Below are 24064 nucleotides of genomic sequence, written 5' to 3'. Positions count from 1 at the left end.
GTGCCTCGGCACTACCCTTTAAGTAAAATAAGTTCCTTTCTCTCATAAAAAACAATAACAAGAATGGAGATTTATACGAGATGTTTCACGCTTAAAGCCCTTTGTATGATAAAAAAGCAAAATAAATATAGATTGATTTAAGAAGCTTTAGACTTAACTTTGTTTTGCTAAAGAAGCTATATTTTGTTCGTGGAAGTATCGCAATAGTGGAGATAAAAGTGTAGCGATGATTTCCGGTGGGGAGGCACAGAGAATCTGCCTTATCCGTGCTTTATTGCTTAATCCTAGAATCTTAATTTTAGATGAGAGTTTATCAGGGCTTGATTATGAGCTATGCGATGAGGTATTGGCATTTTTGCGTGAGTGGCAGGGGGAGAGTAGGGCGAGTGTGGTGTTGATTACCCACGATGAAAACATTGCCCTGCGATTTTGTGAAAGGGTGTATTTGCTAGAAGTCGGCAAACTTAGAAATTGCTCATTGCCACGCCTTGCCCTGCGGCAAGTCTCGCAATGACGGAGAGTGGGTATAGTCGCTATTATTTAGATTTTAGCCATCTCTGCGTATGTGTTACTCAAAATAGCTTAGAATCTTATAGCCGCCATCTTTTAGGTATTTATCCTTTTGCATAAGCTTCAAATCACTCTGCATCATATCTTTCACAAGGGCGTTTAAGTCATATTCTGGAATCCACCCTAGCTTCTCTCTCGCCTTACTCGCATCGCCGATGAGTAGATCCACTTCGGTTGGGCGGAAGTAGCGCTCATCCACACACACTACTTCCTTGCCAAGCTCAAGTTTGAACTCCCCATTACAAGCCTTGATATAGCCCTTTTCATTCACACCTTCACCCCTAAACTCTATCTCAATGCCCAGCTCATTAAATGCCATTTTGACAAAGTCTCTTACTTCGGTGGTAACGCCTGTGGCAATAACCCAATCTTCAGCCTTACTCGCTTGTAAAATCATCCACATCATACGGACATAGTCCTTGGCGTGCCCCCAATCGCGTTTGGCAGAGAGATTCCCTAAATACAGCTTATCTTGCAGTCCTAAGGCGATTTTTGCTACCGCACGAGTGATTTTTCGCGTTACAAAGGTCTCCCCTCGTATGGGGCTTTCGTGGTTAAATAAGATTCCATTACTCGCAAAAATATTATATGCCTCTCTGTAATTTACCGTTATCCAATACGCATAGAGCTTCGCACACGCATAGGGGGAGCGGGGATAAAAGGGCGTTTTCTCACTTTGTGGAATCTCCTGCACTAGCCCATAAAGCTCACTTGTGGAGGCTTGATAGATTTTGCTTTTTTCTACTAGTCCAAGTAGTCTCACCGCTTCTAAGATTCTAAGTGTGCCTATGCCATCGGCATTAGCGGTGTATTCTGGTGTCTCAAAGCTCACAGCTACGTGGCTCATTGCCGCGAGATTATAAATCTCATCAGGCTTTGTATCAGCAATAATGCGTGTAAGATTCATAGAATCTGTCAAATCCCCATAGTGTAAGAAAAAGTTACGATTATCAATGTGTGGGTCTTGGTAAAGGTGGTCTATCCTATCGGTGTTAAAAAGTGAGCTTCGGCGTTTGATGCCGTGCACCTCATAGCCTTTTTTGAGTAAAAACTCTGCCAAGTATGCTCCATCTTGCCCTGTGATGCCTGTGATTAATGCTCTTTTCATAGCACTCCTTTTGTGTAAATATCGCAAATGTTGCGTCAAAAATGTCGCATATTGTAGGAAAGTTTGACTTAAATCATTATTTTTTTACCACAATGTGTAAAAACTCATAAATATGATTTTGGGATTCAAAAATGGCTAAAATTGTAGGATAAACCTGCGTATCTTTTAGCAAAAATTGCTCATCTTCATCAGTGCTAAAATAATATGGCTTAGAATCTAGCAAGGCACAAAGCATTTCATACCGCACACGCAGGGCTTTTAAGTCATTTTTTAAAAGCAGGGTGTTTTCCTGTGGTATAGCCTGAATCTTCTCACACAAAATAATGCTAAGATTTTTAAGGTTTAAAAAATGTTCCTGTAAGCTATCAAATTGCTGTAAAATAGTGGCAGGATAGCGTTTGTTGTTGTCTTTATTTTTGTAAATAAGGAGTGAAAGATCATCAAAACTGCGTATAAGCTGATTTTGTTCCTGCAAAATGTGCTGCTTATCCTGCTCTAAATCAAGTGTGAGTGTGGCTAGGCTTTGCAGGGTGCTTTTAAGCTTAGGGATAAACTCATCAGCGCTATATCGCGGATAGATAATTTTAGCAGTCAAAAAGGCGATAAGAAATCCAAATAAAATATCGCCAAACCGATACAAAATAAGCTCAATAAAATTATCATCTACGAAAGCAAACATCAGCACAAGCTCAAGCATAAGCACCAAAGACCAAAGCATAAAAGGATAGGATTTAAAATAAATCACTAAAAAAAGATTGAGTATAAAAATCACATAGAGCCAAGTGTGTCCAAAGCCAAAAAGCACTAGAATTACCCCCAGCACAAGCCCCATAAAACTCCCAAGGATAGAATCTTTACCCAAAGTTTTAATCGTATCTATATTTTGATTCATCATAGTCATCACCCCAAGGGCAATCCAAGCCCCGTGATTGATATGAAAAAATTGTGCGATAAACATCGCAATACTCATCGCACTTGCATAAGTAATACCATAGAAAAAAGGCAAGGGATTTGTTTGAAGCTCTTTATACATACTTTTTAGCGTTTTTGCTTTGGGATTTTCTACAAAGGCTTGAGATTGCAGTGATGAAAGGCGTGTGAAAGATTCTATCTTTGAGTAAAAAATCTTTAGGGCGTTAAGAAAATGAGAATCTTGTATCACCTTGTGGGCTTCAAGGAATGAAGTTTTACTGATATTTGGCTTTTTCCCAAAAAAGATAAGCTTAAGCTCCCCTAGATTCTGTGTAATCTCATCACGCAAAGATTGAAGCAGGGCAGAATTGTGAATCTTAAAATAATCGTGCAGTATATCAAGCGTGTAGCAGATAGATTCAAGCTTGTAGAGATAAAATAGGGCGCGTTTGTGATTTTTGATAGAATGTGTATCTTTGATTTTAGCTGATTGTGAGGTGAGCTTACTTTTCAATAAAGGCAGATGATTAATAAATGTAGATTGAAATAACGCATAGTCCTTACTCCCAAGTGATTTACTCATACTTGATAAGTAGATAAGGATAAGGGCGAACTGCACTTGAATAAAGCGTCCATACTCCCCAAAAGACACAAAAAGTCTCACAAATATACTCACGCTTCCGCCGATGAAAGCTGCTAAAATGCTGTGCCACAAAGGCACATTTGGGTGTGAGCTTACATAGATAACCGCCACTAATGCACTGACTAAAACAAGATTCAGCACTTTTGGCAAGTCGCTATCATAGACTTCACTCACCCCTATGCTAAAGGCAAAAAAGGAAGAAAGCAGAATTAGCCACAAGCTTTCATCTAGTATGCCAAAAATGGGCATAAGCCCACACACAAAGCCCACAAAAAGCACAAGATATTTCCAATCCATATCTTTATTGCTTTTAAAGCCATTCAAAAAAAATACATACATTGCCATCATCACAGCCCAGATAAGCACATCTGCACCGAGTGAAACATAGCAAATCGCCCCGCTAATGCTTAGGGCAATCATCGCCTTTATAGAATAAATAAGTCCAAAATATCCCGCATCATAGACATAAATAAAGCGTCTAAAAATGAGATTATGCAAGGCTTTTAGCATAATTATTTTGCGTAATAATCCCCACTAGCACCAACACATTGCTGTGTGCAAGCTCCATTAGAGCAAATCGTGCGGCATTCCACACTTTGAAAGTTCCCCACCGGCTGCTTTTTGCTACTACACGCACTTAAGGCAATAGCCACCATTAACGCACAAATTACTACTTTTACATTGCTTTTAAGATTCATATTAGGACTCCTTGATTTTTTGGATTTATCAAGCATTTTTAATACCATTTTGCGTGGGATTTACAGAAAATAGTATAGAATCTAGTGATTCTAAATAGGCTAGATTCTAAAAATTAAGGAGCGTTTATGTCTTGTGATATGCCAAAGCCCCCAAGATTAAGCCCGGAGCTATTAAAAAAGATTTTTGTCGCAGCAAGTATTCGCCGATGGAATGACCACGCCACGCCTGTGGAGTTTGTAGAGCTTGATAAACAAGCCCATAAAATCGTTATTGCTTATCTTTTGGCAAAGTATGAAGAGTATGTGCGTGGGGTGCGTATAGATTGGGAGGCGTTGATTTTGCAGTTTTGCTTTGAGTTTTTTGAACGCATTGTGCTAACGGACATTAAACCCCCTGTGTTTCACAAGCTCCAAGCCCATCATAATAAGGAGCTTGTGAATTTTGTCTGCAATCAGCTAGAATCTGAACTGAGTATGTATGAGTTTTTCCCACAAATGAGAGAATATCTCACAAGTAATAAAAGCAATATTGAAGGGCAGATTCTAAAAGCTTCTCACTACTATGCGTCTAAATGGGAGTTTGATATTATTTATCATTTTAATCCCTATATGTATGATGTCCAAAATATCCGCAATATCATTAATAAGCAAGTGGAGGAGCATTATCATCTAGCGGGTATGCAGCAGATTATGCTCTATGAAAATGTAAGAGAGCTTGTAACGATGTTTGGACAGCTACGATTCCAAAAGCGATGGAGTCAAACGCCTAGAATCCCAGCGACTTCTGTGCTAGGGCATACGCTTATCGTGGCGTTGAGTGCGTATCTAGTAAGCTTTGATATAGGCTGTTGTAAGCAAATGCGGATTAATCACTTTTTGTGCGGATTATTCCACGATTTGCCAGAGATTCTAACGCGTGATATTATCTCGCCTATTAAGCGAAGTGTGAAGGGGCTTGATGAGTTTATTAAAAAGATAGAAGAAGAAGCGGTGAATGAGAAGATTCTAGCCATTGTGCCGCCAAATATACAAGAAGATATAAGCTATTTTACGCAAAATGAGTTTAGCAATCGCTATAAGATAGAGCATTTTTGCTATACCGCTGATAGTGAAAGCCTAATGCAGACTTATAATAGAGATGAGTTTAATGGCGTGTATGGCGAGTTTCTAAAGATTTTTGATAACTTAAGCGCATATTTAGAAGCAAAGATTTCCATAAGCCACGGCATTTCAAGCGATGATTTGGTAAATGGTGCAAAGGGGATTTATGATAGATGTGCGGATAAAGTGATATGTGGCGTTGATGTGGGCAAACTCTTTAGGGATTTTGCATAACAAAGATGCATAAATATCGAGGGTGGTGCAATAAATGATAAACCTATTAAAGGCTTTGTGATAGAATCCGCCACTAGTATTTAGAAATTTATGAGATAGCTAATATGTTTTTCAAACGATATGAGTTTTTTGTAAGATATAAAGGAGGGTTAGAGATGATTGTCATTCCGGCACGATTAGAATCTACGCGTTTTCCGCAAAAGGTGCTTTGTGATTTGGGTGGGCTGCCTATGGTGGTGCGGACAGCATTAAACGCGGGGGCGGTTGATGAAGTGGTTGTAGCTTGTGATGATGAGCAAATAGAATCTGCGTGTAAAAAGCATAATATCCCTTGTGTGCTAACAAGCAAAGAGCATACTAGTGGCACAGACAGATGTGCAGAAGCGGTAAAAAAGCTAGGCGTGGCAAAAGATGAGATAGTGATAAATGTTCAGGCAGATGAGCCATTTTTAGAACACAGCGTGATTAGGACATTGCAGAATCTAATGAAAGAAAAACAACCCTTTATGGCAAGTCTTGCCAAGGTGATTGATGAAAAGCAAATTACAGATTCAAATCTTGTCAAAGTCGTGTGTAATGCTAAAGATGAGGCGATTTACTTCTCTCGCTCTCCTATCCCATTTTGTAGAGATGGGGCGTGTGAAGCGTTGCAAAATACGCCATATTTAGGGCATTTAGGGCTTTATGGGTTTTTTGCTAAGACTTTAGAGGAGTTTTGCTCCCTGTCAAAAAGTCCGCTAGAAGAGATAGAAAAGCTAGAGCAACTTCGTGCGATATATCATAAAAAAAGCATTGCAATGGCGGTTGTAGAGACACAAAGCGTGGGGATTGACACGCTTGAAGACTATAAAAAAGCATTGCAATATTTGGCACATAATGAGTGATAACTAAGGGCAAAAATGAGCGTAGCAAGTGTGGATTTAAACCAAAATAATGCTAATCCCAACGATTTAAATTCAAAGGATTCAGGCACAAATGAAAAAGTAGATATGCGTAATGATTCTATTTACAAGCTTTTTTTCTACTTTTTTATCCCAAATCTCTGTGCGATGTTGGCTCTCTCCACATATTCTACTATTGATGGAATCTTTGTGGGTAAAAAGCTGGGTGAAGATGCTTTGGCGGCTATTGGGCTATGTTGGCCTGTGTTTCCTGTGTTGATTGCTTTTGAGTTGCTTTTTGGTATGGGGGCGGCGGCTATTGCGGCGTATTTTTTAGGCAAGGGGCAGGATCATCGTGCTAGACTAATGTTTAGCTCTGTTTTTTATTTTGCGTTAATCAGTTCTGTGTGTATTGGAATCTTGCTCTTTGTGTATGCAAGGGAGGTGGGCATTGCTCTTGGGGCGAGTGGAGATGTATTAGATTATGTTGTGGAATATTTGCAGGTTATTTTTCTAAGTGCGGCAATTATTATCCTGCACCCATTGCTTGATGCATTTGTGATTAATGATAAACGACCTATCCTTGCGATGATGGCGATGATTATCGGCTCGGTTTCAAATATCATTTTAAATTATATTTTTCTTTTTATGTGGGAATGGGGTATGTTTGGTTCAGCTCTGGCGACAGCTTTGGGACACGGGCTTGGTATGGGCATACTTTTAACGCATTTTGTGAGAAAAAAGGGGCGAATCTATCTTGTAAAACGCTTTAGCTTTAATGCTGTGTTAGCTTCAGCAAAAAATGGAATCCCACAAAGTATATCCGAACTTAGCGTAGCGGTGGTTATTGTGATGTTTAATCATACGCTTGTATCCCTTGCGGTGAATGAAAGTGTGAAAGTAAGCTATTTGGCGATTTATAGCATTGTGATGTATGTGGGCGTGGTGTGCTTTACGATTTTGCTCTCTTGTGCGCAAGGGGTGCAGCCTGTGGCGAGCTATAACTATGGGGCAAAGCAAATGGGGCGTGTCAAGCAGGTTTATGCCTTTGGCGTGGGCTTTGCTACATTGATTGGAATCTTGGTGTATGTGGTGTTTTTATTGACAGATTCTTATCTTGTAAAGTTATTTTTGAAAAGCGGACAGGAGGGGATTTTAGAGCCTACGCTTGAAGCGATGAAGGTGTATTATGTGGGATATATTTTCCTTGGGCTAAATATTGTGAGTTCTATATTTTTTCAGTCTATTCAACGCCCTAGAAGCTCATTTGTCATTACACTTTCTTATAATCTCATTTTTATTATTCCTTTGCTTTTTGTATTATCGCATTTGTATGGAGTGGCTGGTGTGTGGGCGTCTTATCCGCTTTCGCTTGTGTGTTCAAGCGTTGTGGTGGTGGGCGTGGTGCTGTATGAGTATCGCTATGGGGTGTTTAAGGATTCTACAACCAAAGCTCTTGTGTAGAATCTAAAGCCATAGATTCTACACCTTTACGCAAAAAAGTTTTATTTAAGATTTATATTTTATTAGAGTAGTGTAACCTTACCCTTATGCGTGGTGAGTATGCCCTGTGTCTTTAGGGATTTAAGTGTGCGGGATAGGGATTCTGGTGCGATATTTAGGGCGTTTGCAATGTGTCGTTGGGTGAGTGTATGGAGGCTGTCTTTGTTGTGTGAGAGATAGCTTAGGACTTTTTCTTGCAAACTTTGGTTTTGCAGGGCAATGTGAGATTCTAAAATCTCTATCTTTTTACATAATGAAGTGATAAAAAGCAAACAAATCTCGCTATTCCCCAAACAATGCGTATGGAAACTCTCGTGGCTTATAGTGATAATCTCGCATATTGAGGCACATTCCGCATTTGCTGGGTAGGGGCTTTGCATAAAAAAGGGCATTTCAGCGATGAATTGCGGAGATGAAAGCGTATGTAGCGTTAGCTGTGTGCTTGAGATATGCTCTTTTGTCTTATAAAGTCGCACTTTGCCGCTAAGAAGTAGGTATAAATGCGTAGGCATAGCACCTTGCAGGAATAAAATCTCGCCGTGTTGATATGTGCGTTTATTGCCCATTTGCTCTAAAATATGAAAAAGTTTTTGCATACATAATCCTTTAAAAATAGAGAATCTTAACATATATCAATGTTTTCTTGTGTAATTTTGTCTAGCATTGCATTGAGATTCTATCTATCATTGATGAAAGGAATAAAATGGAAGCAATCTATCCGTATATGCTTACACTGCATTTGCTTTGTGCGATTATATTTTTAGGATTTATTTTTACTGATGTGGTGTTGCTTAGTCCGCTGAAAAAGGCACTTGGCGATGAGTTAGCAGATAAAATCTTTAATGTTATCTCAAAGCGGGGTGTGAAGATAATGCCCCTTTGTCTGCTTTTGCTGCTGCTGAGTGGCGGGGCGATGATAAGCCGCTATGTCGGCACAACGCAAGGATTTTTTGACTCGCCTTTGCAGGTGCTATTGATGATAAAAGTTGTGTTGGCGTTGTGTATTGTGTGTATGGTGGTTGTGTCTTTGTCGTGTAAGTTTTTGGGGCTAAAAAATCCATTGGCAAAGAGCATTCATAAGGTGGCTTTGGTGCTTGGATTTTTCATCGTGGTGTTAGCAAAAATGGCATTTTATATGTGAAGTTAATTTCAAAAAGGAGCGAATATGCAGGAAAAATTTGATGTGATAAGTGAAGATTCTATTATTAGGCTTATGGATATTTTTTATAATAAGGTGCGTTTTGATAAGCGTGGGTTGGGTGATGTGTTTAACGCTAAGATTGGCAGTGATGATATGGCGTGGGAGAAGCATAAGGCAAAGATTGCGACATTTTGGCAGGGTATGCTTTTAAATAGTGGTGATTATAGCGGACACCCTTTGAAAGCTCATCTTGACTTGCCCCCTTTTCCTAGAGAGCTTTTTGCTGTGTGGCTTGAGCTTTTTAAGCAGAGTTTAGAATCTGTGTATGCAAAAGAAGAGCATATTGTAATGATTATGGAAAGGGCTGAGATGATAGCGAAGCGATTTATGTTTGTGCTGTATGAGAGTGGGTATATGGAGCGTGGATAGGATTGTGTATAGAATCTTATCTTTTATCATATTATTTTATATAAGTATGTGGGCAAAGCCTAGTGGAGTGATTGAGCCATTAAATACAGAAGTGGCAGAGCTTTTTGAGATTAAGACTTTTTGCGTGAGTGGTAATGGAAAGAAAAAAGCTAAAGAGTTTATGTCAAATTCTTTGTGTGGGGAAGTGGAGCAACTAGATTCTATAAAAGAACTTCAACATCGGTGGTTTCAAATCCACATTGCTCTGCCGAAAATAAAAAGCGATACACAAAGCGTATTTTATACTCTTGATGGAAATGCATTTTTTCCTATGATTCTCAATCTTGTAAGTGCTGATATTGATATGTATGATAAGCTTCCCCTTATTGTAGCTATTGGACACGATAGTCCTTTGGCATTTGATAGGGTGTTGCGAAGCTATGATTATTTGCCTTTTGTGCCACGAGATTCTATTCTTATGCAAAGGGTTGATGAGACTGGTGGGGCAGATCAGTTTTTAGACTTTATAACAAGTCAGGTTTTGCCTTTTATAGTAGAACAATATGGGACTCCTAAGAAACAATTACTTTTTGGTCATTCTTTTGGGGGTGTGTTTGTTTTGAATACATTATTTAATCAAAAAGGTGGTTTTACTCATTATGCGAGTGCTTCTCCTTCATTATGGATTGATAAAGGACAGCTTATTAAGAATAATGTGAGAAATTCCACAGAATACTTGAATGTAAAATTGTTTTTAACATACGGAAGCTTAGAGAGACATACTCAAAAAACTACACAAGCCAATCAAGTGTTTCAAGCTCAAGATTTGGATATTGATGAGATTGTGGAGATGTTAAAGATTCAAATTCCCAACGGGGTAAATTATCAAGAATTTGCTAATCAAACCCACGGTAGCTCAATTCCTTACGCATTAAAATGGAGTTTATACGAATTTATGAAACAAGATTAGGACTTATTTACCCGCATAAGCACCTTGTCTCGTGCCATATCGTTTGGATTTGTGCCTAGCTCACCTTGCGGAATGGGCTTTTGCAATTTCTTAAAAAGCTCTTCCCAATATTGTGGCAGACTGCCATCGGGTGCGTAAAAATTCATAGGCTTTGCACTGAAAATATGCCGCCCCTTTGTGTCTAAAAATGCCTCATACACAAGTTCACTGCAATACATCGCACCATTATTTGCTGTATAAGTAAAGTCATAAGGCTCCCCTAAGTGCTTTTCTGCGCGTTTGATACTTGCTTGTATATCCACATTTTTAGCCACTTTTGGAGTAAGACGCATAATATCAAAAAGCGGATTCTCTTTTAAAAATATCTCAAGCTTTTTGCGAACTACCCCTTGCTTTGGCTCTGCCTCCAGCACAGAATCTAAGTGTAAATCAAAGATTCCTATATGTGTATAGCTCACTTCATCTTTTTGCGTAGCTTGGCTAATGGCTTTGTCAAAGGCAGACTCTGAAGTTTTGATAAAGATTAAATCCCCGTGCTGTAAGCCTAGCTTTTTTGCTAAAGGAGAAGGGGCATGGCTATTGCCATTAGGGTTTGCTAGGCAGGTAAGGGAGAGTAGCATAAGACTTGCAATAATTTTTAGCAGAAAACAATTCATTATATTCCTTTGTATTTGGGATAAAATCTAGGATAGAAAGGGTAGATTCTAGCATATTTGGCATTGGCTTTATTTTTTACTTTTCCCCATAAGATATGCGATTGAACCTGAATAGGCTATATTTTCAGCCGAAATTGAATCATCATTTAAAAACTCAACTACGTCATCTTGCTGGGATACAAGCTGTGCGTTTAGCTCATCTTCTTGGTAGGTGTAGTGCATATTAGCATTAATCACGCCGGGCAAAGATTCTAAATGCTTATTGATAGCCACTTCTTCTTGTGTGCTTTTGGCTTCAAGCACGACTATGATTTGAGATGAAGTCTCATCTTCTAGGTAGATTTCACAGCCTTGCACTTCTAAAATCGCTTCTTTCACAGAGCTAAAGGCGGGTTGTGTTGTTTTAATCACAATGCTTGAAATATTCATTTTACACTCCTAAATGCCAAATCATAAAATGCTTATCATCACTGCCGACAATCAATGTTTGCTCATCATAGAAAATAAGCGTATTAATGAGCGAGGTTGCACCTTTGAGTGTGAAAAGCTCTTGTTTTGTGGCAAGATTTATAATTGCAATGTCGTTTTGCTCATTTTTGCTATATGCTCCAAGTGTGCCATTTGGGGAGATTCCAACCGAATAGATAAGAAACTCACTTTCAATCTTTGTGGCATTTTGTAAGGCAAAAGGGGTATGCGTATCAGTCTTAAAAGTGTAAATTGCCATTTGCCTATCCACACTCGCTGTAAGGATTGCATTTTTTGCGGATACGATTTGGTAGTTATTGTCCTTATTAATCATATCAAGGCGTTTTAGAATCTTGCCACTAGCAATGTCAATGACATTCACAATGCCAGATTCATCGGTGCTAAAAATAAAAGGTGGATTTACGCATAAATCCGAAAAACCTGCAAGGCTAGGGTGAGCCTTATAAATAAAAGTCTTGTTTTTTAAATCAAAAAGTCCAATTTCATTACTCAAAAACCCAACAACTAATTTATCTTTATCAAAAGCTACAATGCGTTTGGGTGAAGTGCTTGTTTGCAATATAGGCGTTATTTTCTGCGGAGATTGCAAGGATAACTCTAGAATCTGCTTTGTGCCTTTGCTACCTTCTGCTAGGATAAAAAGTGTTTTGCCATCAAAAGTCGTTATATCATATACACGCGGTGCGTGGGAGTTACCAAAATAATCTTGTATGGGTGGTAGAGTGAGATTCTGAATCTTGTGAGCTTTTTTAGATTGAAGCGTAAAAATATCAATCTTACCCCCAGCATTCCCCACAAAAATCATATTCTCAAATGTGCTGATATGGGTAAGAATCTCATCTATTTGTATAATTTGAGCATTTTTATTTGTAAGCTTAGTAGGCTCTGCTTGTAAGGCTTGAGTGAAAAGCATAGCACCAAGCCCCACAAACAAGCCAAATCGCAGAAAAATACGCCAATATGAAGCAAACATACAAAGACGCATTGTTACTTGACGCCCTCATTTAGCACATCAAGCAGATTTGATGAATTTTTGCTTTCAGTATTGCGGAAATCAGGTGTAAAGGTGTTTGCAACTGCGGGATTGATATTTGCCTGTGGTGTGTGGCAAAGCACGCAGTTAAAACGAGCGTGAGAGACCTGCCCTAAATCTTTGTTTGTGCGTAAGTCGTGTGTGTGTGAAGAAGGGACTGCCACAGCACCTACATCAGCGGCTATGGCTGGGTCGTGGCAGGCTAAACATTGATTATTATCCTGCGTGATAGGCAGCATATCCTCAACATTATGTGGAATCATAGGCGGTGCATTTTCATAAGAGCGTTCAATCTTTGTGCTTTCCCCCGCCTCTAGTTTAGAATACTCATATTCTGGCAGTTTTACATCTTTTTCATCTTGTAAATCTACCTTACGCAAACCAATCTCCGTATCTGTAAGAGCTTCACCTTTTTGTGTCTCTTGTGAATCTGAACACGCAAAGAACGCCAATCCAAGCAATCCTACCATTAAACCTTGAAGCCATTTTTTCATTTTTTCTCCTTTTGTGTGAAATGTAAAATACTAAAATGCAACGCATTATCATCGCACGCCTCAATACATCTTCCGCAACGCAAACAAGTCATTGTTTTTAAGATTCCATCTTGTTTGCCAATGGGTTTTAGCACCTCCGGTTCAGGGCAAACTCGCACACATTCCATACACTTCGTGCAGTTTGAAAGTGTATGTTTGACACGCAAAAGTGCGAATTTACCAAGCAGAGAATACATCGCCCCAAGCGGACAGATATGCCCACAAAAACCATTTTTTAGCACAAATAAGTCAAAGCAAAACACAGCCAACACAGCAAAAATGCCAAATCCCATACCAAAAACCACACCACGATGTAGCATAGAAATCGGGTTAATAAGCTCAAAAGCAGCCACGCCAAATAAGGCACTTAGCAATAATCCTAGCCCCAAAATCACAAAACGCGTTGAGCGTGAGATAAAAAGTTTGCGTTGAGCGGTGTTAAACCCAAGCTTATCACGCAGGAAGTTTGCAAAATCGGTTACAAGATTAATCGGGCAGACAAACGCACAATACACCCTGCCTAAAAATATCCCATAAATAGCTGCTACAAGCAATGCCCCAAGCAACACATCAAGGGCTAATCCACCACCAGCTAGAAAAATTTGCATAACGCTTAAAGGATCGGTTAGACTAAAGATTCCACCAAACCAGCTAGAATGGCTAAGATTACCCTGCACGATATGGCTAAAGATACTTGGCTCTTTAGCAAGGACGGAGCTAGAATCACCCATTAGAGATTCTATATTGCCTCCAAAAATACCCACTTCCTGCTTGTATTGCACATTTTTAAGCGTGGCAATAGAGTAGTTTCCTAAGATAAAAAGCACGAGAATGCTCACTTGGCAAATGCGTCTTAGTAGCAGATATTTGATTTTCGCAAACTTCATTATATGTCTCCATCATTGAGATAATCTAGGCTACCACTTGCTTTTTGCTTTTTGTCTTTTTGCTCTTTGATTTCAAAAAGACGATTTTCATCAGCTTTATCCCAGCCTTTTATGTAGTTTGTCCCCATTTTGCCTAGAGCCACACTGCGAGGCAAGACAATAATAGTTGGAAGCTCTGTTACACAAGCTTTTTCACACATTCCACAGCCCGTGCAGTAATCACTATCTACCACAGGAAGTAAGAATCCGTGTTTGCCTGTGCGTTCATTGCGTTTGTATTCAAGCTTAATTGCCTTATCAAGCAAGGGACACGCACGATAGCACGCATCACATTGAATCCCAGCATACGCCACGCAATGTTTAGAATCTACAATCGCTACGCCCATTGTCGCATTATTAATATCAGGCTCTTTGTATTCTAAAGCGTTTGCTTCTTGTTTTTTTGGCTGATATAAACGCTTTAAGTCCAAAGCATCAGTGGGACAAGCCTCCGTGCAAGGAATATCTCTACACATATAGCAAGGCACTTTTCGTGGTTGAAAAAAAGGTGTGCCAAGCGTGGTATCATCATTTGGTGTAGCAAGTCTAAGCGTATAAAAAGGACAGGCTTCTACACAAAGCCCACATTTAATACAGCTTGCGATAAACTCCGCATCATTTTTACTTGCCCCCGGAGGACGCAAAATATTCCCATTACCAGCTTTTGCGACATTCACATACGCACCCCATACAAACGCACCAAATAGGGCAAAACCTGCATTTTGTCCTATTTTAATTAAGGCTTGTCGCCTTTTGGGATTGCTTGGTTGCTGTGTATTCACTTAGAATCCTTATGCCTTATAAATTTTTACCGCACATTTTTTAAAGTCTGTTTGCTTTGAAATGGGGCAAGTCGCGTCAAGACATACTTTATTGATGAATACATTTTCATCAAACCAAGGTACATAGATAAGCCCCTTTGGAGGGCGATTCCTACCGCGCAAGTCAAGTTTTGCCTTGACTTTACCACGGCGAGATTCTACCCATACGATTTGATTTTGTGCGAGATTTTGCTTAGCCGCATCATCTGGGTGCATATAGCAAAGTGCTTCAGGCACAGCACGATAGAGTTCAGGCACACGCATAGTCATCGTGCCAGAATGCCAATGCTCTAGCACACGCCCGGTGCAAAGCCAAAGTGGATAATCTTTATCAGGCATTTCGCAAGGATCCATATAAGGGCGAAGGAAAATCTTTGCCTTATTATCAATACTTACTTTCGCATCGCTTGGGGCATTGAGTGAGCCAGATGGCATACTCTTGTCTTTATTACCATAGAATGCAAATGCCTTGCCATTGCCGAGCTTTTGAGCGTAAAAGTCGTATTTAGCGTTAAACCTCCATTGTGTTTCTTTGCCATTAACAACAGGCCAACGCAACCCTCTCACACGATGATAAGTGTCAAAATCAGCTAAATCGTGAGCGTGTCCTAAGCCAAATTGGCGATACTCTTCCCAAAGGTATTTGTGGATAAAAAATCCATAGCCCTTAAAGTCTTCATCATTACCATCTTTAATAGCACGATTATCCCCAAACACTTCAGTGTTTAGCTCATTTTTAAGCAAAGGATCATTGATGCTAAAGCCCTTTGCATTTTTATTTGCAAAAAGCACATCATAGAGTGTATCACTCTCTTTATACCCCATAGCTTTAGCAGATTCTAAAACCGGCTTAAGCTCAAGGTTAGCATACTCTTTGCCCCATACTTCAGCAAGTGTGAATCGTTTAGCAAATTCCGTCATTTGCCAAATATCAGGCATAGCCTCACCCGGAGCTATAACTTGCTGTTTCCAGTGCTGTGTGCGTCTCTCTGCATTGCCATAAGCACCCCATTTTTCATAAATCATTGCTGTTGGCAAAATAAGATCGGCTACCTTCGCACTCACGCCCGGATAGCATTCACTCACAACAATAAAGTTATCAAGCTCTCTAGCTGCGGCAATCCAGTGATTAGCATTGGCTGTGTTTTGCCAAGGATTATTTACTTGCACCCACGCCCATTTAATCTTACCATCTTCTAAATCCCGCATAATTTTAAGATAAGGTGAGCCTACCTTGCCATTAAGCGTTCCGCTTGGGAGATTCCAAATTTTTTCGGTGATTTCACGATGTTTTGGATTAGCAACAACCATATCCGCAGGAAGCCTATGAGTAAATGTTCCAACTTCACGAGCTGTGCCACACGCACTTGGCTGTCCTGTGAGTGAGAAAGCACCACTACCGGGCTTGGCTTGTTTGCCTAAAAGCATATGCACCATATAGCTTTGTTCATTAACCCAAGTGCCTCTTTGGTGCTGATTCATACCCATTGTCCAAAAGCTCACAATCTTGCGATTTTTATCAATGTAATAATCCGCTAAGGTTTGGAGTTTTTTCTTATAAGATTCTATATCCTCATCAGGATTACCTTTTGAGAGTTTCGCTACAAAATCAAGGCTATAAGGCTCTAAACCTTTTTTGAAATCTTCAAAGCTAATGCCCCAGTGGTTTCCAGCTGCATCCGCCTTGTCCATTTTCATTGTATCTCCGGCTTTGATTCCAAGATATTGCAAGGTAACGCCTTCTTCTTCGCTCACCACTTTTGATACTTCTTTAGCGACAATGTCTTTTTCTTCAGCTTTAAACTTAGCGTGATTTGGGTTATTTCTCATACCATAGCCGATATTGACAAAGCCGGTGCTAAAGACGCAATTTTCTTTGACAAATGTAGAATCTACGGCGTTGCGATTAATAATCTCGCGTGCGATGTAGTTCCAAATCGCTAAATCTGTATGTGGCTTAAAGATGATTTCCATATCTGCTAAATCCGAAGTTCTATTCGCAAAGGTTGAGAGATTAATCACCTTGACATTGCTATTGCTTAGCTTTCTATCGCTCACACGACTCCAAAGCACAGGGTGCATTTCCGCCATATTTGCCCCCCAAGTAACGATAGTATCGGTTAGCTCAATATCATCATAGCAACCAGCAGGCTCATCAATCCCAAAAGTTTCCATAAAGCCCACAACCGCACTTGCCATACAATGTCGTGCATTTGGGTCAATATTATTGCTTCTAAAGCCGCCTTTGACAAGTTTTACCGCAGCATAGCCTTCTTGAATCGTATATTGCCCAGAGCCAAAGACTGCCACACCCATTGGTCCAAGCTCGTTGTAAGCTTTTTTAAACTGCTTTTCCATTTCATCAAAAGCACGCTTCCAGCTCACAGGTGCAAACTTGCCTTTTTTGTCAAACTCACCATTGCTATTAACACGCAAAAGAGGTTTTGTAAGCCTATCTGCTCCATACATAATTTTGGCACAGAAATAGCCCTTAATGCAGTTTAGTCCTCTATTTACCGGAGCTTCTGGGTCGCCTTTAACAGCCACGATTTTAGCTTGTCCGCTAGTGTCTTTTTGAGTAGCGACCATAATGCCACAGCCTGTCCCACAGAATCTGCACACAGCTTTGTCCCATTTCCAAAGTTTTTGTGCGTTTTGTGCTTCTGCACTCATTGCACTAGGGATACTTAGCCCCACACTTGCTGCTGCTGAAGCTGCTGCCGCACTTTTGATAAACTCTCGGCGTGAAAGCGTGGGCTTGTGTTCTTGCATCTTCTTTGTCATAAAACCTCCTTAAACAATGTTGTTTGACATTTGGGGAATCCAAATGTTTAGGGCAAGATTCTAAACTTAGATTCTCATTTTGCTACTTGATGAAAGTCAATGTGAGTTAATAAAAATTTTACTTTTAATCACTCTATCTTTATACTTATAAATATATTTCTATTTAGCAATGCGTGTGGAAAGTTTGACATAATAGCAAGGTATAGGTTTTAAAATCCCTACAATACACATTTTCGGCACTTAAGGAATACAGATGAAAAAAGAATATATCCTGCTGTTTGACTTAGATGGAACACTTGTAGATTCTACACAAGCCATTTATGCGAGTTTCTCTCAAGCCTATCTAGCGATGAATGACACGCCTCCAAGCCTAGAGCAAGTCAAATCGGGCATAGGGCATACTTTAGAATCTATGTTTTTACAAAATGGTGTCAAAAAGCAAAATGTAGATGAGTATGTGAAGCATTATAGAGTGGCGTATCGTAGGCTAATGGAGCAAGGTACACATCTCCTGCCTAACGCAAAAGAAGCCATAATCTTAGCTCATAGTTTTGCGACACTTGGCGTGGTAACGACAAAGCGGGGCGATTTCTCGCAGATTCTGCTTGATAAGCTTGGTGTGTGGGAGTATTTTAGCGGTATTGTTGGTATAGAATCTGTGAGTAATCCAAAGCCCCACGCAGAGCCGATACTCAAGGCTTTGGAGATGTTGGATAAGGATAAGGAGATTCAAAGAGATAGAATCTATATGATAGGCGATACAATCCTTGATATACAAGCGGCAAAAAATGCTAAGATTCAGGCTGTTGGGGTGCTGTGTGGCTTTGGCAAAAAGGAAGCATTAGAAAAATCCCAAGCACCTTTATGTGAAAATACACTTGAAGCAATAAAGTGGATTCTAGCAGGGGCTTAGAGAGATTGAGCCTAGTGCCACAAAATAAGCAAAAACTTTTTCATAAAATCTTTTTGGGTAGAGCTTGTGAAAGTGAGAATAAGCCCCTTAAGAAAAGGGCTTATTAAGTTTAAAATTTGATGATATGAAGTTTAGTGTCGTCCGGGGAGACCGCCTTCTACTTCAACAACAAGATTACCATCATCTGTGCGTCTTGCTGTGTATTCAAGGTTGTGTTGAGTGTCGCTAAACTCTTGATCATAATCATCAGCCATTTTTTCAAGTCGTTTATCGTAGGCACTTTGACCTCCCATAGACTTGATGTAGTCTTCAAATTTACCATCTGTAAGCACTTCACCATCATTTAAACTTCTAGCTGCGGCTGCCCTATTAAATAGGTCTAGCATTTCAATAATCTTATCACTTTTCATATCTCCAGCGATTTTCGCTTGGCAGGTAACGCGATTTCTTTTCTCATCTACACGATTTGTAGCAAAGTTATTCATTGTGAGATTGAGCTCTTTCATAACTAGTTCTTGTGCTTTTTTGCTAAAGTTACTTGCTTCTTTGTGGTCATCATTTGCCACAGCACCATAGAAATTGTTTTCTAGCCATCTTTCTGTGTAAATTTTCTTTACCGCATCTTGCACATCGCTATCATCGCAGTCTGGCACACCTCCGCCACAAGCTGTAAATGTCAGTGCAGCTACCGCACAGCCTAAACCTAAAGTAAGTTTTTTACTTACTAATTTCATTTTGTCTCCTTTTGAAGTAGTGTTTTTCTATAGATTCCCCTCTTTTATTGCTCTTAATGAAGTAAAAAGGCTTGTAAAGATTGTAAAATCTATGAGGCGGGATTCTACAAAAAAACAAACGCAAGAAAATTAAGCATTTTTTCCTTTTTTTGATGAAAGGGTGAAATAAAATTTAAGCTTTGATTTATGTTTATTTAACGAAGTTTGGCTATGATTTTGCTTTTTTAAATATTTTCAAAACATTTTCAAAAAGGGCGTTATAGCCAAAATGTAAAATAAAAAATGCAAAGAAAATAGAATCTAAATTATGGGGAAAATAATGGCAGAACCAATGACAAACTATGGCTATGAGAAGTTATGTGCGGAGCTAAAGAATCTCAAAGAAGTGGAGCGTCCAAAGATTGTAGTAGAGATAGATGTGGCACGCTCTCACGGGGATTTGAAAGAAAACGCAGAATACCACGCCGCAAGAGAGAAACAAGCTTTTATTGAAGCTAGGATTAATGAGCTAGGGCTTATGCTCTCACAAGCGCAAGTGATTGACCCTGCGACTTTGAAGCACGATAAGGTGAGCTTTGGCTCAAGTGTGAAGATTCTAAATCTTGATACCGATAAGGAGTTTGTTTATACGCTTGTAGGCTCAATGGAGAGCAACCCTTCTCGTGGGCTAATTTCGGTTTCTTCGCCTATTGCCAAGGCGTTAATGGGAAAAAAGCAGGGCGATGAGGTGAGTATTATGCTGCCTAGTGGAGAAAATGAATTTGAGATTTTAGAAGTGTTTTATAAAGAGATTGTGTTTGGGGATTAGGCTATGAAACAGGCTTGTATTAAGATTAAAAAGCTCCATAAGGACGCGGAGATTCCAAAGTATCAAAGTGTAGAGGCGGCTGGATTTGATTTGCATTCCATTGATGAGCTTGTGCTCAAAGCTGGGGATAGGGCGGTAGTTAGCACAGGCTTAGCCTTTGAGATAGAATCTGGCTTTGAAGTGCAGGTGCGTCCTAGAAGTGGTTTGGCACTAAAAAATGGCATAAGTGTGCTAAATACGCCCGGCACGATTGATAGTGATTATCGTGGGGAAATTAAGGTGATTTTAGTCAATCACTCGGGGGAGGATTTTATCATACATAAGGGCGATAGAATCGCACAAGGTGTGGTCAATGAAATAACTCAAGCAGTGTTTGCTGAAGTGGAAAAGTTAAGCGAAAGTCAAAGGGGAGAATCTGGCTTTGGCTCTTCAGGTGTTAGCAAATAAATTGATAGAAATAAAAGGAGTTTTATGAGTTTGCAGTCTAATTTAAAGGGCGTGAAAGAAGAATTTAAAAGTGATGAGAAGCTACTAGAAAATGCGTTTCGCTTGGAGATTTTATGGAGGCGGTATCGCAAGTATGTGTATGTGGCTGTGGTTTGCGGAGCTGTGGGACTAGGCTGGTTTGGTATAAGCTCGTATTTATCAGCTCAAAAAGCACAGGAGGCAAGTGCGGCGTATGCAGTGCTTATGCAGGATTCAGAAAACAAAGAGGCTTTAGAATCTTTACAAAAAGCAAGTCCAAATCTCTATGATGTGTATATGTATTTTAACGCTAATGGCGATAAGGCAAACTATGAGAAGTTGGCAAACTCGCAAAATAAGCTTATTAAAAATCTTGCTAAATATGAAGTAGCTACTTTAAATCTAAGTGAAAAAATCCAAGATAAAGACGCCATAAAAAATGCGGATTTTACAGGGGAGTTTAAGTCTTTAGAAAATGTGGAATACAAGTTATTAAGGGATTTAGCGATTTTGCAAGAAGCTTATGTGCTATTTCAACAAGATAAGATTGCTGAAGCTCATCAAAAGCTAATGCTTATTGCTGAAAATTCGCCCTTTGCCGCAGAAGCGATGATATTGAAGCATTATGGGCTTGAAGATTCAGCTAAAAATGCCCTAGATTCACAATCTCAAGTCGCAAATACGGAATCTCAAGCCACAGATTCACAGCCTAAGCCCTAAGGATTTGTATGAAAAAGTTTTTTTTGTTGGTGTGTGTTTGTAGCCTTGCTATCTTTGCTGGGTGTAGCTCTAAAAAGCATTTTGAGCCAAAGCTCATAAGTGGTAAAATGGAGTTTAAAGACAAGCTAAGTTCGCCCATACAAAGCGTTTCAAGACAGGGAGCGATTTTAAAGGATAATACGCTTATTACCTTGGAAAATGGCATAACGCCTATTGTGCTAGAAAAGGGCTATAAGTTTCTAGCACAAGATGGGGATAATTATGCGATACAAAAGCAATGCGATGAGATTCTTATTGTGCGGAATGGAAATGAGAATCTCCATAAAGTGCCTTTTAGCTCCTGTGTGCTAACTGCGAGTTTAAAGGGCGATAAGTTGGCTATGGTGCTTATTGATAACACGCTTGTGTATTATGATATAGCCAAGCAAAAAGAGATTTTTTCGCAAAAATACCCAAATGTCAGTGCAATAAACTCTTACCTTGCTTCACCTTTGATGAATGATCAGTATGTGATTTATCCGGATTTGGAGGGTAAGATTCTTATTTATAGTATCGCTCAAAACAAGATTGTAAAGGATATTTTAGTCAGTAGCGATAAGTTTTTTAATAATGTCATTTATCTTCACGCCAAGGGTGAATACCTGCTTGGGGCGACTGCAAAGCGTGTGAGTGCGATTATCAATGATAAGAGCTTTAAGTATGATGTGGATTTGCGTGATGTGAAGTTTTATAACGATAAAGTGTATGTGCTAGGCATTGATGGGGAGATTTTGGAGCTTGATCATACTTTGAAGCTGTTGCGTAAGGTGCGATTGCCTTTTGCGGTGCTAAGTGGGATTGTCATACAAAATGACACGCTTTATACGCTTGAAAAGGGCGGCTATGTGATAGCTTTAAGTCTCAAAGACTTTGCACCATTAGTGTATAAAAGCAATCTTTCCAAGAAAAAAAGCCTTTTTTACACCAAGGATAGTATATTCTACGACAAGGTTTATAAAAGGTTTGAGTAATGCTATTGTGCGATGTGGGGAACACTTTTTTACATTTCTACCATAATGGTAAGATTTGGAAAGAAAAGCCCTATGCCCTAAGCAAGAAAAAAGAGAATCTACCTATATATTATATCAGTGTTAATGAACGCTTTGAGCGTTGCTTACTTGCCTCGCACCCATATTGTGTGAATATTGGCGAGTATATTGAGATTGAGAGCGAGTATAAGGGGCTTGGCGTGGATAGGCGTGCAGCGTGTAAGGCGGTGCAAGATGGCGTGATTATTGATGCGGGAAGTGCCATTACTGCGGATATTATGCAAAATGGAATCCACCTTGGTGGCTACATTATGCCCGGACTTAGTGCGTATAGAAAAATGTGTGCTGACATCTCCCCTGTGCTTGATATAAAAATAGAGCCAAGTGTGAATCTCTCCGCCCTACCGCAAAATACAAGCGATGCCCTAAGCTTTGGGGCGATAAAAAGTGTCATTTTAATGATAAAAAACACCACTCGCACAAAAAAGATATTTTTCACAGGGGGCGATGGCAAGTTTTTCGCACGATTTTTTGAAAATGCCATTTATGATAATACGCTTGTGTTTAAGGGTATGCAAAAAGCCCTTGAGAAGCATATCTAGCAGAATCTAAAGAAAATCTTAAGGGAGACAAGATGATAAAAGTCGCTTTACCAAAAGGTCGTATCGCTAAAGAAAGCTTAGCGTTGTTTGAGCAGTTGTATGGGGCGGGATTTGCCTTTGATGATAGGAAGCTGATTTTAGAGCATAGAGACTTTACCTTTATGCTTGTAAGAAGCCAAGATGTGCCTACTTATGTAGCTCATAGGGCGGCAGATGTGGGGATTGTAGGGCTTGATGTGATAGAAGAGCAACAGCTTGAAGTCATAAAGCTTTTAAATCTACAAATCGGTCGCTGCAAGGTTGTCGTAGGCTCTCCTTGTGGAAAAAGCCTTGATCTTCAAAAGCCACAGCTAAAAATCGCTACAAAAATGCCAAATATCACGCGTAAATATTTTGCTAATAAAGCCTTATCTATTGAGACACTTAAGCTCTATGGCTCTATTGAGTTAGCCCCACTTGTTGGGCTAAGTGATGCTATTGTGGATATTGTAGAGACAGGTAGCACGATGAAGCAAAATAATCTTAAAATTGATGAAGTGATTATGGAATCTAGCGCGTATTTAATCGCCAATACAAATAGCTTTTATGAGAAAAAAGAGCAGATTCTAGCGTTGTATGATAATCTTAAAAGCACACTATAAGGGAGCAAAGGGGGTAAAATGAAAAAGATTCTAAAGATTCTGTTTTTATGTTTAAGCGTAGGTTTATGGGCTGGGGAATGGGAGATGTTTTCTGATGGTAAGGATACTTATATCTATTCCACAAATACAGGCGAGATTTATATCCGTCATCAAATGGGAAAACAAAACTATGAAGATGTATTTGTCAAAATGCCCCGTGGTATGCAGCCAAATGAGCTAAGAAACCCTCGCCAAAGTTCCCTATCTCAAAACCAACAAACACCCCAAACTTCAAGTGAAGCAGAAAGACTCAAAGATATGCAGTTAAATGCGTTGAAAAAATCCCAAGATATGCTTAATGCTGCTATTGAGTAGAGCTTAGATTCTGCTATTTTGTGCTTGTGCTTTACTAAAATCTTGCTTTGCTAGAATCTTGTCATACTGAGCTGTAGGCGAAGTATCTACATTCTTTAAAATTCTTTTTTTAGCTAAGGGGGAGAGGCTTGAATTGTGAAGTCGCTCTCTCCCCCTTAGCAATCCCCCACTCCGACGACACTTTCAAGGTAGGCGATTCACGCAGTGAAACGCCACCATTGATTTTATGCGTGGCAAGGGCGTGCCTTGCCACTGCGGTGGTTGCTGAATCGGCTTGAGATTCTACGGCTTTCTCCGTCATTGCGAGACTTCCGCAGGAAGTCGTGACAAAGCGTAGCTTCTTTAGCAATCCATATAAAAACACAAACCCCAAAGCTAGAACCCACTC

General features: G+C 39.7%; 28 protein-coding genes. 15 read left to right on the top strand and 13 right to left on the bottom strand.

Features of this window, described 5'->3' with window-relative positions:
- The first annotated feature begins 226 nt into the window (after window positions 1–226).
- Entirely contained in the window at window positions 227–514 is a 288-nt protein-coding gene (locus LS74_RS02400) for an ATP-binding cassette domain-containing protein (RefSeq protein ID WP_236096772.1), read from the top strand.
- 54 nt (window positions 515–568) lie between these two features.
- Here LS74_RS02400 and gmd read toward each other — a convergent pair whose 3' ends face one another.
- The 3 genes from gmd to LS74_RS02385 form a co-directional block, all read right to left on the bottom strand.
- The gene (gene gmd, locus LS74_RS02395; protein WP_034589543.1) at window positions 569–1678 is read right to left on the bottom strand and encodes a GDP-mannose 4,6-dehydratase; all 1110 of its coding nucleotides are present in this window, start codon (window positions 1676–1678) and stop codon (window positions 569–571) included.
- Between the two features lie 76 nt (window positions 1679–1754).
- Complete coding sequence (locus LS74_RS02390) at window positions 1755–3743, bottom strand: FUSC family protein (RefSeq protein WP_138128748.1); 1989 nt, start codon at window positions 3741–3743, stop codon at window positions 1755–1757.
- Window positions 3744–3745: 2 nt separating this feature from the next.
- A complete protein-coding gene (locus tag LS74_RS02385) occupies window positions 3746–3931 on the bottom strand; it encodes a hypothetical protein (protein ID WP_034589554.1) in 186 nt (61 codons plus the stop codon).
- A gap of 126 nt (window positions 3932–4057) precedes the next feature.
- Here LS74_RS02385 and LS74_RS02380 point away from each other — a divergent pair, with 126 nt between their 5' ends.
- The 3 genes from LS74_RS02380 (at window position 4058) to LS74_RS02370 (ending at window position 7611) form a co-directional block, all read left to right on the top strand.
- Window positions 4058–5266 (top strand): HD domain-containing protein, encoded by a 1209-nt coding sequence (locus LS74_RS02380; RefSeq protein WP_138128746.1) that lies wholly within the window; start codon window positions 4058–4060, stop codon window positions 5264–5266.
- Between the two features lie 155 nt (window positions 5267–5421).
- Window positions 5422–6150, top strand: coding sequence for a 3-deoxy-manno-octulosonate cytidylyltransferase (gene kdsB, locus LS74_RS02375; protein WP_138128762.1), 729 nt, complete (start codon window positions 5422–5424; stop codon window positions 6148–6150).
- 15 nt (window positions 6151–6165) lie between these two features.
- Window positions 6166–7611 carry an MATE family efflux transporter gene (locus tag LS74_RS02370; protein WP_034585726.1) on the top strand — a complete coding sequence of 482 codons (1446 nt, stop codon included), beginning with the start codon at window positions 6166–6168 and terminating at the stop codon, window positions 7609–7611.
- A gap of 62 nt (window positions 7612–7673) precedes the next feature.
- On the opposite strand, the gene LS74_RS02365 is transcribed toward LS74_RS02370, so the two are convergent.
- Window positions 7674–8246: a Crp/Fnr family transcriptional regulator gene (locus LS74_RS02365; protein WP_034585722.1), complete on the bottom strand. Its 573-nt coding sequence runs from the start codon at window positions 8244–8246 to the stop codon at window positions 7674–7676.
- Window positions 8247–8353: 107 nt separating this feature from the next.
- Here LS74_RS02365 and LS74_RS02360 point away from each other — a divergent pair, with 107 nt between their 5' ends.
- Genes LS74_RS02360 through LS74_RS02350 form a run of 3 tightly spaced genes read left to right on the top strand, consistent with a single transcriptional unit; the run spans window position 8354 to window position 10169 of the window.
- On the top strand, window positions 8354–8791 hold the full coding sequence (locus LS74_RS02360) for a copper resistance protein CopD (RefSeq protein WP_034585719.1): 438 nt from the start codon (window positions 8354–8356) through the stop codon (window positions 8789–8791).
- Between the two features lie 24 nt (window positions 8792–8815).
- The gene (locus LS74_RS02355; RefSeq protein WP_034585716.1) at window positions 8816–9220 is read left to right on the top strand and encodes a group III truncated hemoglobin; all 405 of its coding nucleotides are present in this window, start codon (window positions 8816–8818) and stop codon (window positions 9218–9220) included.
- Window positions 9192–10169 (top strand): alpha/beta hydrolase, encoded by a 978-nt coding sequence (locus LS74_RS02350; protein ID WP_236096771.1) that lies wholly within the window; start codon window positions 9192–9194, stop codon window positions 10167–10169. The genes LS74_RS02355 and LS74_RS02350 overlap by 29 nt, the downstream gene beginning before the upstream one ends.
- Here LS74_RS02350 and LS74_RS02345 read toward each other — a convergent pair.
- The 7 genes from LS74_RS02345 to napA all read right to left on the bottom strand — a co-directional run bounded on the left by LS74_RS02345 (window position 10166) and on the right by napA (window position 17411).
- Window positions 10166–10825 (bottom strand): YiiX/YebB-like N1pC/P60 family cysteine hydrolase, encoded by a 660-nt coding sequence (locus LS74_RS02345; protein WP_034585713.1) that lies wholly within the window; start codon window positions 10823–10825, stop codon window positions 10166–10168. The two genes, LS74_RS02350 and LS74_RS02345, sit on opposite strands and share 4 nt — an antisense overlap.
- 69 nt (window positions 10826–10894) lie before the next feature.
- Window positions 10895–11254 (bottom strand): chaperone NapD, encoded by a 360-nt coding sequence (locus tag LS74_RS02340; protein ID WP_034585710.1) that lies wholly within the window; start codon window positions 11252–11254, stop codon window positions 10895–10897.
- A gap of 1 nt (window position 11255) precedes the next feature.
- A complete protein-coding gene (locus tag LS74_RS02335; RefSeq protein ID WP_034585707.1) occupies window positions 11256–12299 on the bottom strand; it encodes a WD40 repeat domain-containing protein in 1044 nt (347 codons plus the stop codon).
- Between the two features lie 2 nt (window positions 12300–12301).
- On the bottom strand, window positions 12302–12841 hold the full coding sequence (locus LS74_RS02330; protein ID WP_034585704.1) for a nitrate reductase cytochrome c-type subunit: 540 nt from the start codon (window positions 12839–12841) through the stop codon (window positions 12302–12304).
- Complete coding sequence (gene napH, locus LS74_RS02325; RefSeq protein ID WP_034585701.1) at window positions 12838–13767, bottom strand: quinol dehydrogenase ferredoxin subunit NapH; 930 nt, start codon at window positions 13765–13767, stop codon at window positions 12838–12840. The genes LS74_RS02330 and napH overlap by 4 nt, the downstream gene beginning before the upstream one ends.
- Entirely contained in the window at window positions 13767–14588 is an 822-nt protein-coding gene (napG, locus tag LS74_RS02320) for a ferredoxin-type protein NapG (protein ID WP_034585698.1), read from the bottom strand. The genes napH and napG overlap by 1 nt, the downstream gene beginning before the upstream one ends.
- A gap of 9 nt (window positions 14589–14597) precedes the next feature.
- Window positions 14598–17411, bottom strand: a complete 2814-nt coding sequence (gene napA, locus LS74_RS02315) for a nitrate reductase catalytic subunit NapA (RefSeq protein ID WP_034585695.1) — start codon at window positions 17409–17411, stop codon at window positions 14598–14600.
- Between the two features lie 253 nt (window positions 17412–17664).
- Here napA and LS74_RS02310 point away from each other — a divergent pair, with 253 nt between their 5' ends.
- Window positions 17665–18324: an HAD family hydrolase gene (locus LS74_RS02310; RefSeq protein ID WP_034585692.1), complete on the top strand. Its 660-nt coding sequence runs from the start codon at window positions 17665–17667 to the stop codon at window positions 18322–18324.
- A 131-nt stretch (window positions 18325–18455) separates the two neighbouring features.
- Here LS74_RS02310 and LS74_RS02305 read toward each other — a convergent pair whose 3' ends face one another.
- Window positions 18456–19058 (bottom strand): hypothetical protein, encoded by a 603-nt coding sequence (locus LS74_RS02305; protein ID WP_034585689.1) that lies wholly within the window; start codon window positions 19056–19058, stop codon window positions 18456–18458.
- A 319-nt stretch (window positions 19059–19377) separates the two neighbouring features.
- Between LS74_RS02305 and greA the strand changes: the two genes are divergently transcribed.
- From greA to LS74_RS02270, 7 genes are read left to right on the top strand one after another with little or no spacing between them, the layout of a single operon-like run.
- Entirely contained in the window at window positions 19378–19866 is a 489-nt protein-coding gene (gene greA, locus LS74_RS02300; protein WP_034585686.1) for a transcription elongation factor GreA, read from the top strand.
- Between the two features lie 3 nt (window positions 19867–19869).
- Complete coding sequence (gene dut, locus LS74_RS02295; RefSeq protein ID WP_034585683.1) at window positions 19870–20313, top strand: dUTP diphosphatase; 444 nt, start codon at window positions 19870–19872, stop codon at window positions 20311–20313.
- A 24-nt stretch (window positions 20314–20337) separates the two neighbouring features.
- On the top strand, window positions 20338–21051 hold the full coding sequence (locus tag LS74_RS02290; RefSeq protein ID WP_034585680.1) for a hypothetical protein: 714 nt from the start codon (window positions 20338–20340) through the stop codon (window positions 21049–21051).
- Window positions 21052–21059: 8 nt separating this feature from the next.
- Complete coding sequence (locus LS74_RS02285) at window positions 21060–22061, top strand: hypothetical protein (protein ID WP_034585677.1); 1002 nt, start codon at window positions 21060–21062, stop codon at window positions 22059–22061.
- Window positions 22061–22681: a type III pantothenate kinase gene (locus LS74_RS02280; RefSeq protein WP_034585674.1), complete on the top strand. Its 621-nt coding sequence runs from the start codon at window positions 22061–22063 to the stop codon at window positions 22679–22681. The genes LS74_RS02285 and LS74_RS02280 overlap by 1 nt, the downstream gene beginning before the upstream one ends.
- A 32-nt stretch (window positions 22682–22713) precedes the next feature.
- Entirely contained in the window at window positions 22714–23322 is a 609-nt protein-coding gene (gene hisG, locus LS74_RS02275; RefSeq protein WP_034585672.1) for an ATP phosphoribosyltransferase, read from the top strand.
- Window positions 23323–23340: 18 nt separating this feature from the next.
- On the top strand, window positions 23341–23676 hold the full coding sequence (locus tag LS74_RS02270) for a hypothetical protein (RefSeq protein ID WP_236096770.1): 336 nt from the start codon (window positions 23341–23343) through the stop codon (window positions 23674–23676).
- Window positions 23677–23785: 109 nt separating this feature from the next.
- Here the strand turns inward: LS74_RS02270 and LS74_RS02265 are convergent, their stop codons facing one another.
- Window positions 23786–23977 carry a hypothetical protein gene (locus LS74_RS02265; protein WP_034585732.1) on the bottom strand — a complete coding sequence of 64 codons (192 nt, stop codon included), beginning with the start codon at window positions 23975–23977 and terminating at the stop codon, window positions 23786–23788.
- Window positions 23978–24064 lie beyond the last annotated feature (87 nt).

Source organism: Helicobacter magdeburgensis (assembly GCF_000765825.2).
GTDB lineage: Bacteria > Campylobacterota > Campylobacteria > Campylobacterales > Helicobacteraceae > Helicobacter_C > Helicobacter_C magdeburgensis.
Note: the sequence above shows the minus strand (reverse complement) of the source record. Positions and strands in the feature narration are given on the sequence as shown.

Bases quoted from the DNA above. Each gene is read 5' to 3' on its own strand.
- LS74_RS02400 (WP_236096772.1), top strand. From the start codon at position 227: ATGATTTCCGGTGGGGAGGCACAGAGAATCTGCCTTATCCGTGCTTTA.
- gmd (WP_034589543.1), bottom strand. From the start codon at position 1,678: ATGAAAAGAGCATTAATCACAGGCATCACAGGGCAAGATGGAGCATAC.
- LS74_RS02390 (WP_138128748.1), bottom strand. From the start codon at position 3,743: ATGCTAAAAGCCTTGCATAATCTCATTTTTAGACGCTTTATTTATGTC.
- LS74_RS02385 (WP_034589554.1), bottom strand. From the start codon at position 3,931: ATGAATCTTAAAAGCAATGTAAAAGTAGTAATTTGTGCGTTAATGGTG.
- LS74_RS02380 (WP_138128746.1), top strand. From the start codon at position 4,058: ATGTCTTGTGATATGCCAAAGCCCCCAAGATTAAGCCCGGAGCTATTA.
- kdsB (WP_138128762.1), top strand. From the start codon at position 5,422: ATGATTGTCATTCCGGCACGATTAGAATCTACGCGTTTTCCGCAAAAG.
- LS74_RS02370 (WP_034585726.1), top strand. From the start codon at position 6,166: ATGAGCGTAGCAAGTGTGGATTTAAACCAAAATAATGCTAATCCCAAC.
- LS74_RS02365 (WP_034585722.1), bottom strand. From the start codon at position 8,246: ATGCAAAAACTTTTTCATATTTTAGAGCAAATGGGCAATAAACGCACA.
- LS74_RS02360 (WP_034585719.1), top strand. From the start codon at position 8,354: ATGGAAGCAATCTATCCGTATATGCTTACACTGCATTTGCTTTGTGCG.
- LS74_RS02355 (WP_034585716.1), top strand. From the start codon at position 8,816: ATGCAGGAAAAATTTGATGTGATAAGTGAAGATTCTATTATTAGGCTT.
- LS74_RS02350 (WP_236096771.1), top strand. From the start codon at position 9,192: ATGAGAGTGGGTATATGGAGCGTGGATAGGATTGTGTATAGAATCTTA.
- LS74_RS02345 (WP_034585713.1), bottom strand. From the start codon at position 10,825: ATGAATTGTTTTCTGCTAAAAATTATTGCAAGTCTTATGCTACTCTCC.
- LS74_RS02340 (WP_034585710.1), bottom strand. From the start codon at position 11,254: ATGAATATTTCAAGCATTGTGATTAAAACAACACAACCCGCCTTTAGC.
- LS74_RS02335 (WP_034585707.1), bottom strand. From the start codon at position 12,299: ATGCGTCTTTGTATGTTTGCTTCATATTGGCGTATTTTTCTGCGATTT.
- LS74_RS02330 (WP_034585704.1), bottom strand. From the start codon at position 12,841: ATGAAAAAATGGCTTCAAGGTTTAATGGTAGGATTGCTTGGATTGGCG.
- napH (WP_034585701.1), bottom strand. From the start codon at position 13,767: ATGAAGTTTGCGAAAATCAAATATCTGCTACTAAGACGCATTTGCCAA.
- napA (WP_034585695.1), bottom strand. From the start codon at position 17,411: ATGACAAAGAAGATGCAAGAACACAAGCCCACGCTTTCACGCCGAGAG.
- LS74_RS02310 (WP_034585692.1), top strand. From the start codon at position 17,665: ATGAAAAAAGAATATATCCTGCTGTTTGACTTAGATGGAACACTTGTA.
- LS74_RS02305 (WP_034585689.1), bottom strand. From the start codon at position 19,058: ATGAAATTAGTAAGTAAAAAACTTACTTTAGGTTTAGGCTGTGCGGTA.
- greA (WP_034585686.1), top strand. From the start codon at position 19,378: ATGGCAGAACCAATGACAAACTATGGCTATGAGAAGTTATGTGCGGAG.
- dut (WP_034585683.1), top strand. From the start codon at position 19,870: ATGAAACAGGCTTGTATTAAGATTAAAAAGCTCCATAAGGACGCGGAG.
- LS74_RS02290 (WP_034585680.1), top strand. From the start codon at position 20,338: ATGAGTTTGCAGTCTAATTTAAAGGGCGTGAAAGAAGAATTTAAAAGT.
- LS74_RS02285 (WP_034585677.1), top strand. From the start codon at position 21,060: ATGAAAAAGTTTTTTTTGTTGGTGTGTGTTTGTAGCCTTGCTATCTTT.
- LS74_RS02280 (WP_034585674.1), top strand. From the start codon at position 22,061: ATGCTATTGTGCGATGTGGGGAACACTTTTTTACATTTCTACCATAAT.
- hisG (WP_034585672.1), top strand. From the start codon at position 22,714: ATGATAAAAGTCGCTTTACCAAAAGGTCGTATCGCTAAAGAAAGCTTA.
- LS74_RS02270 (WP_236096770.1), top strand. From the start codon at position 23,341: ATGAAAAAGATTCTAAAGATTCTGTTTTTATGTTTAAGCGTAGGTTTA.
- LS74_RS02265 (WP_034585732.1), bottom strand. From the start codon at position 23,977: ATGACGGAGAAAGCCGTAGAATCTCAAGCCGATTCAGCAACCACCGCA.